The sequence below is a fragment of the Sphingobium olei genome (assembly GCF_042678845.1).
Taxonomy (GTDB): domain Bacteria; phylum Pseudomonadota; class Alphaproteobacteria; order Sphingomonadales; family Sphingomonadaceae; genus Sphingobium; species Sphingobium olei.
The window spans coordinates 1-10,862 of the sequence record NZ_JBHTLS010000088.1 but is presented as its reverse complement, the minus strand read 5'-3'; the positions used below and the strand labels follow the sequence as shown (position 1 = coordinate 10,862).

Here is a 10,862-nt window from a genome sequence, read left to right as displayed (position 1 = left end):
TCAACATCCCGTTCTCGCCACTTGGTCAAACCACGCGGCCTCATAAAACTCCGGGATGAAAGGGGTCCTTTTTACACGCCGTTCACCCCCCGAACGGGGGGCCTATTGCACGCCGATCCTCAATCGATGATTTCGGGACCGGCTATTCCAGTCTCGCAAGACTGGAAGCCTTTCCGTTCAGAAAGCTCAAGATCGATGCTCGCTTTGTACGTGGCCTGGACCGGGATGCGGGGGGGCGGCGAATTGCAGCTGCCATCATTGGTCTCGGACAAAGCCTTGGAATTACCGTTGTCGCAGAAGGCGTAGAATCGGAGAAGGAAGCCTCGATTCTATCGGATCTTGGTTGTCCGCTGGGCCAAGGCTGGCTTTTTGGTGCGGGAGTGCCGGCCCACGAGGCTCGCGAGATGGTAGATGGACTGGGAACACCTCACACCGATACCCCACCTTTACTCGACGCCTCGCCGTTTCAGCAACTCCATCAGCTCCGATCCCTGTACCAACAGTCCCCCGCGGGGCTATGCTTCCTGGATGTGAACTTGCGCCACGTACGCGTGAACGATCTCTTCGCCAAGATGCTGGGAGCCAGTTCATTTCAAATTACGGGTAAGACAATTGATGAGGTATTATCCGACCCCACTCTCGACCAACTCCGAGAAATATTGAACGCAGCGCTGAAAAATGACCATACTCCCACTCAGGAAGTCGTTATAGCCGAACGAGACTATCAAGTATTTGTACAAAAGGTTGTCGATGTAGGCGGCGACGTCATCGGTCTTTCGTTAGTGACAGTCGATGTCACAGAACAGAAGCACATCATTCGCAAGCTTCACCTTAGCGATGCGCATTTCCGGCACCTTGCAGAAGTGAGTCCGACGATTGCCTGGGCAGCCAGGCCTGATGGAACCGTAGATTATATCAGCCCATTAGCGACGGACATCGAGGGCGAAGCAATGCAAAAGAGAATTGATCGCTGGTATAGCAAAATGCACACGGACGATCTCGCACGGGTTCGTGCGGAATGGCTTGCCTGGTTGCCGTCAGTGCGACCGTTTTCGACCACATTTCGAATGGCGCAAACGGGAGGAAATTATCTCCTCATGAGAAGTCGGGCACATCCTCAGCTCGATGAGAATGGAGCAGTTATCAGATGGAATGGGATGATATCACCCCTGATCGTCGATGAAGGGGCGTAATCGAAGAAACTTTTGGTCTGCCTGGTGTAACACGGTGCCCATCACGTTACCTCGCCTTCACCGGGTCAGGGAGAACTCCACCGGCACGACCAGTTCCAGCGTTTCGCCGGGTTTGTCGTCGGGCGGCTTGGGAAGTGGTGATGCCCGTTTTGCAAGCGCAACCGCTTCGCGATCGAGGTCAGGAAAGCTCGAAGACCGTTCGAGGCGGGATGATAGGACCTTGCCTTCGCGGTCCATCACGAAACGAATCCAGGGCGCTCCCTGTTGCCCCCGCGCCATCGCCGCACGCGGATATTGGCGATGCTTGTTGAGCGCCGCAAGGACGCGGCCTTCCCAGCTATCGGCTCCGTGGCTTGCCACCTGAGGCGCCAATGGCGCGGGCATGGTCTCGGGCGCGGCCGTCTCCGGTTCCGTTGGCGCCGGATGAGTGGGCGTGGGCGTCACTCGCGGTAAGGGCACCGACACCGGCGGGATCGGCACGATCGTGCGTTCAACCAGTTGCACCTTGGGCCGCTCCGTAGACTTTTCCGTCCTCTCGACCGGCCTGAGCGCATCCTTCTCTTCCGGCTGAATCTCTGGGGGTGATGCGGGAGCCCGGACGTCGAACACGTTAAGGGTAGTCGATGCAGGCGGTGCGCTATAGGTCCGCCAGGTAAACAACGCCGCACACAGGATCAGCAGCCCGATCACCGACACGCCCCCAATGCCGAACTGTCGCGTCCCCAGGCTCATGGGTTGATCGGCATACCGGCTCGAAGGCTTCCACGCTGATGCATATACGGGCGGCATAGCCGGCGCAGCGCTTGTCCCGGACAGGGCCGCGCCGCATTGCGCGGGTTGCGGTTGGGGTATCACAAGCGTCATACCTTTGTTCCGAGCGCCGTCAGCAGGATGACAATGCCGGCCACAACGGAAAGCGTCGCAGCCACCCCCACACACCAGCAACACCGCGGAAATGGACGGTCGCCATGGCAATGAAGGCAAACATTGCGAAGCTCGCCAAAGTTGCGACTATAAGGGCCTCGGCCTGCCCCATTCCGATCCGGACCAACAGCAGCGAGAGGGCCACGGTTGCAAGCGATGTCACGCCGTAGGCCCCCAGCGTTCCCGCGATTGTGCGGAGAACCGCCGGCCAGCGTGCTCTTGCCCGTTCGCTTTGGCACATCATTGCCGGACTTTCCGCAAGAAGCGCTCACGGTTGAGCTGCGCAATCATGGCGACGAAGTACGACGACACGTCCGATATCAGATTAGTAATGCCGCCGTTATAGCATTTCTGGCTCAGATCGTCTTGCTAACGCAACGTACGGCGAACTGCATCTTGCCATCCGGCAACGAGCGTTTTGCGTTCAAAATTCGCCATTTTCGGTTCAAAAATCTGTCCCTGCGTCCAGGTTTCGGCCAGAGCGTTGAGATCCGCCCAGAGCCCTGTTGCAAGGCCCGCATGAAAAGCAGCGCCAAGCGCTGTCGTCTCAAGATGAACGGGCCGCTCAACCTTCGTCTCGAGCATGTCGGCAAGGAATTGGCAAAGCCAGTCATTGGCGGCCATACCGCCATCGACGCGCAGTTTGGCAGGGGCTGCGCCGCCATCTGAGACCATCGCTTCTGCAAGATCCATAGTCTGGTAGGCGACCGCCTCAAGCGCGGCGCGAGCGAGATGGGCCTGGGTCGCGTCAAGCGTCAGGCCAAAAATCGCACCACGCGCATCAGGATCCCAGTGAGGCGCGCCAAGTCCCACAAAAGCCGGAACCATATAGACACCATGACTGGAGGGAACCCGCGTAGCCATATCGTTCGTTTCACGAGCATGCGTGATGACGCCGATCCCGTCCCGCAACCATTTCACCGCCGCGCCAGCAACGAAAATCGAACCCTCAAGAGCATAGGTCATCTGCCCGTTCAGGCGATAGGCTGGTGTCGTGAGGAGGCGGTTATTTGATTCCAATGCCTCGGTACCCGTGTTGAGGAGCATGAAGCAACCGGTGCCATAGGTCGACTTCGCCATTCCCACGCCAAAGCAAGCCTGACCGAACAGCGCGGCCTGCTGATCCCCGGCAACACCGGCAATGGGGATTGCTGCGCCCAGAAGCGCAGCGTCAGTCGTGCCGAAATGATGCGCATTATCATGCACCTCGGGAAGCACCTGCATCGGCACACGCAGCAGACGACACATTTCCTCATCCCAACGTTGCTCGCGGATGTTGTAGAGCATCGTCCGACCAGCATTGGTCACGTCCGTGGCATGAACCTTCCCACCCGTCAGGCGCCAGATCAGGAAACTATCGATGGTGCCAAACGCAAGCTCACCCCTTTCAGCGCGCTCTCTGGCGCCGCCGACATTATCAAGAATCCAGGCGAGCTTGGTGCCCGAAAAATAGGGATCGACGAGAAGGCCGGTACGCGAGCGCACTTCCGCCTCAAATCCTTCCTCTCCCTTGAGTTCGGCGCATAGTCTGGCGGTACGGCGATCCTGCCACACGATGGCGCGATGGATCACCTTCCCAGTACCGCGCTCCCAAACGACCACTGTCTCGCGCTGGTTGGTGATGCCGATGCCGGCAATGCCGCCGGTACCCACCCCGCTCTTCTCGATAGCTTCTTTGGCAAGACGGAGGGTGTCGCGCCAAATGTCCTCCGGGTCATGCTCCACCCACCCCAGGTCGGGATAATGTTGTTCGAACTCACATTGCGCGCTTGCAACGGGACGCGCGTGCCTGTCGAACACGATGGCGCGCGTCGATGTCGTGCCTTGATCGATGGCCAGAATGTGCACAGGCTGAGGCATTAGGCGGCTCTCCGGGCTTTCTTCAAAGGTTTACTTGACAGGCATGTCCGTATCGCCCGGCGCACCTGACTTGCTTCGCGAAGGTAAATATGGCTTGACGGCAATTTGATAGAGACCAGCGCCGAGCGTTCCACCAAGTAACGGCGCGGCAATCGGGACCCACCAGTAATTCTCGGGACTTGGAAAAGCGGCCTGATCGTATCCGGCGAGCCAAGCCAGAAGCCGTGGCCCAAAATCGCGAGCGGGATTGAGTGCCCAGGCTTCCAGATATCCTGCGGACGCGCCAATGGTCGCGACCAGCAGACCGATCATGAGAGCGCTCGAATTCGCCCGTGGCGCAACATCGTTGAACTCGTCCGTGATGGCGAAGATTCCCAGCAACAGGAGGCCGGTCAGGATCACTTCATCCCAGAATGCGTGGATCGGGGTGATATGTTCGCCGGGATGAGTGAAGAATACCCCAGCGGCGCCACCTGTCGCACGCGTCAAGCCATGGGCTGCATTATAAGCGTCAATCACCGGATGATAGAGTTGCAGCACCAGGCTGGCACCGATGAACCCACCTATCACCTGCGCTATCCAATAAGGCAAAATCTTGCGTTTGGGGAAACCACGGAAAAAAGCGAGCGCCAGCGTGACCGCTGGATTGGCGTGTGTTCCGGAAACGGCACCCGTGACATAGATCGCGATTGTCACGCCCAGCCCCCAGGCGATGCAAACGCCCCAATAGGCCTGAGCGTAGGGACTCGGGTCATAAAGGGTGATCATGGCTGCCGCACCATCACCGATCAGGATTATGAGCGCGACCGCCAAGGCCTCGGAGATGAGTTCGCCGATCAGGGCGCGGCGATATTCCACCTTCAAGTCTCCCCACGTTGGAACAATTTTCATCTGAAACTGCCCCATCTGCACACGCTTTCATATTAACGTCAACTCTTTCGTTTGCATTTTCGGTTTCGGCATATTATTTTCTATCGAAAGAAACCTGGGAATGATGCCCTTCGGATCGAACCAGGACACTTCCGCCGCCTTCCTATCGAGAGAAGATCGAATGACCGCATGCCCGCCCCCCTCTCCTGCTACCGGTATGCACGTCGAAACCTATGATTTGTTGATCGTGGGGGGAGGCGTGAATGGCGCCGGGATAGCACGCGACGCCGCCGGCCGCGGACTTTCGGTCCTGCTGGTAGAGCAGGACGATCTGGCCAGTTATACCTCCTCATCATCGACAAAACTAATCCACGGCGGGCTGCGTTATCTGGAATATTACGAATTCCGCCTAGTCCGAGAGGCTTTGATCGAACGCGAGCGGTTACTGGCTATGGCGCCGCACATCATGTGGCCGCTGCGGTTCGTCCTCCCGCAATCACTTTCCCCCCGCCCCGCCTGGATGGTCCGACTTGGCCTGTTCCTTTACGATAATCTGGGTGGCCGGAAGAACTTGCCCGGAACCGAAACGATAAACCTCGACCGGAGCCCGGGCGGGATCGGGCTCAAGCCCCAGAAGGGCAAGAAACGGGGCAAGGCTTTCGTCTATTCAGACGGGTGGGTGGAAGACAGCCGGCTCGTCGTACTTAACGCAATGGATGCGGCTGCCCGCGGCGCCCGGATCGAAACACGCACACAGCTAACGCAAGCACAAAACGAAAATGGCGAGTGGATTGCAACGCTCGAAACGAAAGCCGGTACAGTCCGTCAGGTGCGCGCAAGGATGCTGGTCAATGCCGCCGGTCCATGGGTCGATAAGGTTCTTGGCCGTATCGGGCGCAGCAACAACAATCGCGGCGTGCGGCTCGTCAAGGGCAGTCATATGATATTGCCGCGCCTCTACGATGGCGACCATGCGTTCATGCTGCAGAATCCGGACCGTCGCATCGTCTTCGCGATTCCTTATGAAGGCGAATTCACACTGATTGGCACCACCGATGAGCCCTGGACGGACGAACCCGGCAAGGCTGAAATCAGCCAGGGCGAAGTCGACTATCTGTGCGCGACGGTGAATCGCTATTTCGAAAAGGAGATTACACCGTCCGATATCGTGTGGAGCTATGCCGGCATCCGCCCGCTTTATGACGATCATGCTGCCAACGCCTCTGCGGTAACGCGTGACTATGTGCTCGATTTCGAGAAACCCGAGAAAACACGGGCGCCACTACTCAGTATCTTCGGCGGAAAGATCACCACTTATCGCAAATTGGCTGAGCATGCGATGGAGCATATAGCTGAAGTGTTCCCAACTGCCGGGAAGGCCTGGACAGCAGGTGAACCGCTGCCCGGTGGAAATCTGCCGGGGCAGGACTTTGATCGGTTTGTGGCTGACCTGTCATCGCGGTGGCCAGCCATGCCCTCAAAGTTGCTTCGCCGCCTCGCTCGGGCATATGGCACAGAAGCGATCCAGATTCTTGGCGCCGCAAGCGTTCCGGCTGACCTGGGCGAGGACTTCGGGGCCGGGCTCCACGCCGCCGAGATAGAATATCTGTTCGCGGCCGAATGGGCGCGTACAGCAGAGGATATTCTTTACCGACGCTCGAAGCTGGGCTTGCATGTGCCGCCTGGGACCGAGACTGAAATCGATGCCTATCTCAGCACACTTTCCCGGTGCGTCGCTTCGCTTTAGTGATCAGCAAGATCACAAGGAAACAGGAAGCAGGAGCAATGGAGCGAGGAACCGCGGCTGAAGGCGATGTCGTCGTAGCACGTCGAGAGCATATCCTGGAGATAGCCCGCAGCGCTGGCAGCGTTGCCGTTGAAGATCTAGCCGAGCGGCTTGGCGTAACACCGCAAACGATCCGCAAGGACCTGAACGTGCTAGCCGGACAGTCGCTGCTTTCCCGCATTCATGGCGGAGCGCTGGTGACCTCCGGCGTTGACAACCTGGCCTATGACGCACGTCGGACTGTCGCATCGAATGCGAAGGCTCGTATTGGGGCAGCAGCTGCCGCGCTGATCCCCAATGGCGCTTCCCTGTTCGTGAATATCGGCACCACAACCGAGGCTGTGGCTGCAAATTTTGTGCATCATCGCAACCTCATGGTGGTCTCGAACAATCTCAACGTCGTTGACACCCTTTCAGATCATCAGGCGATGGAACTTGTCTGCGTAGGCGGCAAGGTGCGCACCGGCGATCGTGCCGTGGTGGGAGCGCTCGCAATGCGCTTCATCGAAAATTTTCGCGTCGACTATGCGCTCATCGGCATCTCGGCGATCGATATTGACGGAAGTCTGCTCGATTTCGCGATCGATGAAGTGGAAGTCTCGCAGACGATCATCCGTAACGCGCGCAAGGTGATCCTTGTAGCTGATTCCAGCAAGGTGGGGCGCTCGGCTCCAGTGCGCGTGTGTGGAATGGATGTGATCGATTTCTTCGTCACTGATCGGATCGACGATCCGAATCTCCGTTCCACATGCGAACGTCATGGCGTCAGTCTGATCGAGACCAGCATTACTTGCTGACCTTCCCAAGCGATAGCGCGGGTACACTTGGTTGCATGGCAATACGTCAAGTGGGCGAACAGCCTCCTGGGGCTGCTTTGGTGATGACCTTCAGAGGGACTGCGCTATCTTTCAGGAGCAACGGATCAGCCCCGATCTAGCCGATGACCAATGCCCTGCCCATAGTCTTTCGTGGCATGCATGCAATCGAGCGCCGCGACGCCCCCGCGCTTCAGGGTCAGGATCTGTAATTGCAGTTGCTAGGCGGTGCCGATCGTTTAAGGTTCTCATGGATCTGGCCGAACTGGAGCTTGGTCGTGCTGTATCGGGTCTCACAGAGGCGAACGTTGCATTGACTCGGTGCGGGCTTTGAAACAACTGACTGCCTTCGCAGATCGTTCGTCCCTGCGTTCCCTCTGCGGACACCGCCCTCGGATCAGCTTTGACGCTGCACCGCTGGCAAACTGGTTCTATCCTACCTCACGCCTGGAACAAAGTGCCATCGCGCAGCATGGCATGCATGATGACCGCGAGCCGACGAGCGAGCGCGACACGGGGCGCTTTGCAACCTTCATGGAGCGCGGAGGCCTCGTTGCTCCCGATCGGGGCAGGACAATTCGCATGGCGCAGCCTTGACACTGCTCGACCTTGTTTGCGTCGGATACGCAGTCGACCAGCGATTTCCCCTCCCCTTCCTGATCCAAAGCTGAGGGGAAACGGTGTGAAATCGCTGATCTTTATGACGTCAGTAAGCGTACGGCTTGCCGCGTGTTGCGGCATTTCGGCTCGGCGCTGATGGACCTCCGCTAAGGAGTCTCTTTCTGGACTCCAGAAGGAGGCCAAGTGAAGGATCGGGTGGAGATCATCGCGCGCCCTGAACGGCGCAGGAAGTTTTCGGACATTGAGAAGGCGGCGATCCTCGCCGAGGCTGATGAAGAGGGCGTGTCGGTCCGCCAGGTTGCAGAGCGCCACCAGATTGCCGAGAGTCTGATCTATAACTGGCGGTCGGCCCGTCGCCAGGCAGCGGCCATCGCTAGTGAAGCGCTGGAGTTCATTCCTTACGGGGCAATCATAACGGCGGAGCCTGCGGCCACGCCGGCGATGCCCGAGCCCCAGAAGGCGCCGCGACCTGTTTCGTCGCCGATCCCGTCATCGGAAGAGCTGATCCGCCCGCATCCCGGTGCCCGCCCCGGCGCGATAGACATCGACCTGCCCAGCGGCGTTCGTCTGTCGGTGGACAGCTACGTCAACGAGAAGGCATTGGCGCGCGTGCTACGGGCATTCCGGGACGTGTCGTGATTTCGCTGGCCCCCGGAACGAAGGTCTATCTGGCAAGCAAGCCGGTCAGCATGCGGCTCGGTTTCGATGGGCTGGCGGCGCTGGTCCGCCCGCTGTTCGCGGTCGAACCCTACGGCGGGCATGTCTTCCTGTTCCGCAGCAAGAGCGGCAACTACCTAAAGGCGCTGCATTGGGATGGGACCGGGCTTTGCCTGCTCGCCAAGCGTTTGGAACGCAGCCGTTTCGTCTGGCCGCCGCTCATCGAAGGCGGTGTCGTGCTGACCCCGGCGCAGTTTGCGCTGTTGATCGAAGCGATGGATTGGCGGCGCACAGTGCCCCCCGATCCGCCCCGCCTGCCGGTGCAGATTTGACACGATAATCGCCGTATTTCCGGGCTTTCTGCTTGGGCGGAAGGCCGGATTCTGCTATCGGGAAGCGTGTCTCCCGGCGATCTCGAACTCCCTACTGATCCCGCAGAACTGCGCGCTTTTGCCGAGGCGATGCGCGCACGTCTGGCGGCCTCGGAACAGGCGCTGGAAGCCGAACGGGCGGCCCATGACGAGACCCGCGAGAAGCTTGAGACCGCGCAGAACTCGATCAAGCTGACGGCACTGCAGATCGAGAAGTTTAAGGTCCAACTGGCCCGCCTCCGGCGCATGAAGTTCGGTCAGTCGTCGGAGCGCCTTGCTCTTCAGGCCGATCAGCTCGAGCTGACGCTGGAGGATCTCGAGGCCGAGCATGCCCATGCCGAGTGTGTGATCGAAGGCCATGTACCCGATGATGCCCCGGCCAAGGTTACTCCTCGCAAGCCTCGCCGCGCTCCGCTGCCCGACCATCTGCCTCGCGACGAGGTTATACACGCAGCGCCGGATGCCAACGGCTGTTCCGCCTGTGGGGGCACGATGGGCAAGCTCGGCGAGGACGTAACCGAAGTGCTGGAATATGTCCCCGGCCGCTTCCGCGTCGTCCGTCATGTCCGACCCAAGCTTTCCTGCAACCGCTGCGATACGATCAGCCAGGCACCGGCCCCGGCGCTGCCCGTGCCGCGCGGCCGTGCTGGTCCCGGCTTGCTTGCCCACGTCATCGTGTCCAAGTTCGCCGATCACCTGCCTCTGTATCGCCAGTCGCAGATCTATGCCCGCGAGGGCGTGGAGATCAGCCGCTCGACAATGGCGGACTGGCTGGGCCAGGCAAGCTGGCTGCTGCAACCGCTGGTCGATCGGATCGCCGATCACGTCATGGCCAGCGTGAAGCTCCACGCCGACGATACACCCGTTCCCGTGCTGGCGCCGGGGACCGGGAAGACGGCAACCGGGCGATTATGGGTCTACCTTCGCGATAACCGACGATGGAGCCACCTGGACAAGCCGGCAGCTCTGTTCCGCTACAGCCCCGATCGCAAGGGTGAGCGACCTCGAGAGCATCTCAAGACCTTCGCGGGCTTCCTGCAAGCCGATGCCTATGCCGGTTTCGAGCGCCTCTATGCAAGTGACCGCCAGCCTGTGCCGATAATGCCGGTTGCCTGCTGGGCCCATGCCCGACGCAAGCTGAACGATGTCTACAAGGCAGACCCGAACTCGGCTGCACTCGAAGGGCTGCAACTGATCGGCGAGTTGTACGACGTCGAGAGGCAGATCGTGCGTGAGCCTGCCGATTTCCGTCGCAAGGCTCGTAAGCTCTCAAAGCTCAAGGCGCTGGATTTCTTCGCCTGGGCCGACGAGGTGCTGTCCAGGGCATCGGCCCGATCGCCGCTGGCCGAGGCGCTGCGCTACGCGGTGAAGCTGAAGCCGCAACTGCTCGCCTACACCGACGACGGCAGGCTCGAGATCGACAACAATCCGGCAGAGAATGCCCTGCGGAGTATCTGCCTCGGCAGGAAGAACTGGCTTTTCGCCGGTGCCGATTGCGGCGGTGAGCGAGCTGCCGCGATGTATACACTTCTCGAAACGGCTAAGCTTAACGGCATCAATCCACAGGACTGGCTGGCTGACGTCCTCGACCGTATCGGAAAGGGGCATCCGATCAATCGGATCGACGAGTTGCTGCCTTGTTGGGGTGGACGGCTCCCAACGGCATCGCAATGTGCCAGAGTGAGTGCGTTGCAAGACTCAATCAAGGGAGCCGCCCGTGGAGCAAATTACCCGCATAGGCATGGATACGTCAAAGAACGTTTTT

At 59.5% G+C, this 10,862-nt stretch carries 9 protein-coding genes; 6 read left to right on the top strand and 3 right to left on the bottom strand.

Features of this window, described 5'->3' with window-relative positions; all coding sequences use genetic code 11:
• Nucleotides 1–104: 104 nt before the first annotated feature.
• Nucleotides 105–1,193: a PAS domain-containing protein gene (locus ACFQ24_RS05255; protein WP_380909512.1), complete on the top strand. Its 1,089-nt coding sequence runs from the start codon at nt 105–107 to the stop codon at nt 1,191–1,193.
• A 57-nt stretch (nt 1,194–1,250) separates the two neighbouring features.
• Here the strand turns inward: ACFQ24_RS05255 and ACFQ24_RS05250 are convergent, their stop codons facing one another.
• From ACFQ24_RS05250 to ACFQ24_RS05240, 3 genes are all read right to left on the bottom strand, one after another.
• Complete coding sequence (locus ACFQ24_RS05250; protein ID WP_230188914.1) at nt 1,251–1,925, bottom strand: TonB family protein; 675 nt, start codon at nt 1,923–1,925, stop codon at nt 1,251–1,253.
• Between the two features lie 561 nt (nt 1,926–2,486).
• Entirely contained in the window at nt 2,487–3,977 is a 1,491-nt protein-coding gene (gene glpK, locus ACFQ24_RS05245) for a glycerol kinase GlpK (RefSeq protein WP_004207049.1), read from the bottom strand.
• A gap of 30 nt (nt 3,978–4,007) precedes the next feature.
• On the bottom strand, nt 4,008–4,883 hold the full coding sequence (locus ACFQ24_RS05240; RefSeq protein ID WP_231736492.1) for an MIP/aquaporin family protein: 876 nt from the start codon (nt 4,881–4,883) through the stop codon (nt 4,008–4,010).
• Between the two features lie 181 nt (nt 4,884–5,064).
• Between ACFQ24_RS05240 and ACFQ24_RS05235 the strand changes: the two genes are divergently transcribed.
• The 5 genes from ACFQ24_RS05235 to tnpC all read left to right on the top strand — a co-directional run.
• On the top strand, nt 5,065–6,594 hold the full coding sequence (locus ACFQ24_RS05235; RefSeq protein ID WP_066764257.1) for a glycerol-3-phosphate dehydrogenase: 1,530 nt from the start codon (nt 5,065–5,067) through the stop codon (nt 6,592–6,594).
• On the top strand, nt 6,594–7,430 hold the full coding sequence (locus tag ACFQ24_RS05230; RefSeq protein ID WP_331711422.1) for a DeoR/GlpR family DNA-binding transcription regulator: 837 nt from the start codon (nt 6,594–6,596) through the stop codon (nt 7,428–7,430). The genes ACFQ24_RS05235 and ACFQ24_RS05230 overlap by 1 nt, the downstream gene beginning before the upstream one ends.
• 822 nt (nt 7,431–8,252) lie before the next feature.
• Nucleotides 8,253–8,708 carry an IS66-like element accessory protein TnpA gene (gene tnpA, locus ACFQ24_RS05225; RefSeq protein ID WP_380909507.1) on the top strand — a complete coding sequence of 152 codons (456 nt, stop codon included), beginning with the start codon at nt 8,253–8,255 and terminating at the stop codon, nt 8,706–8,708.
• Complete coding sequence (gene tnpB / locus ACFQ24_RS05220; protein WP_380909505.1) at nt 8,705–9,058, top strand: IS66 family insertion sequence element accessory protein TnpB; 354 nt, start codon at nt 8,705–8,707, stop codon at nt 9,056–9,058. The genes tnpA and tnpB overlap by 4 nt, the downstream gene beginning before the upstream one ends.
• A 129-nt stretch (nt 9,059–9,187) precedes the next feature.
• Nucleotides 9,188–10,862: IS66 family transposase (gene tnpC, locus ACFQ24_RS05215; protein ID WP_380909510.1), on the top strand; the 1,675-nt coding region annotated here is incomplete at its 3' end.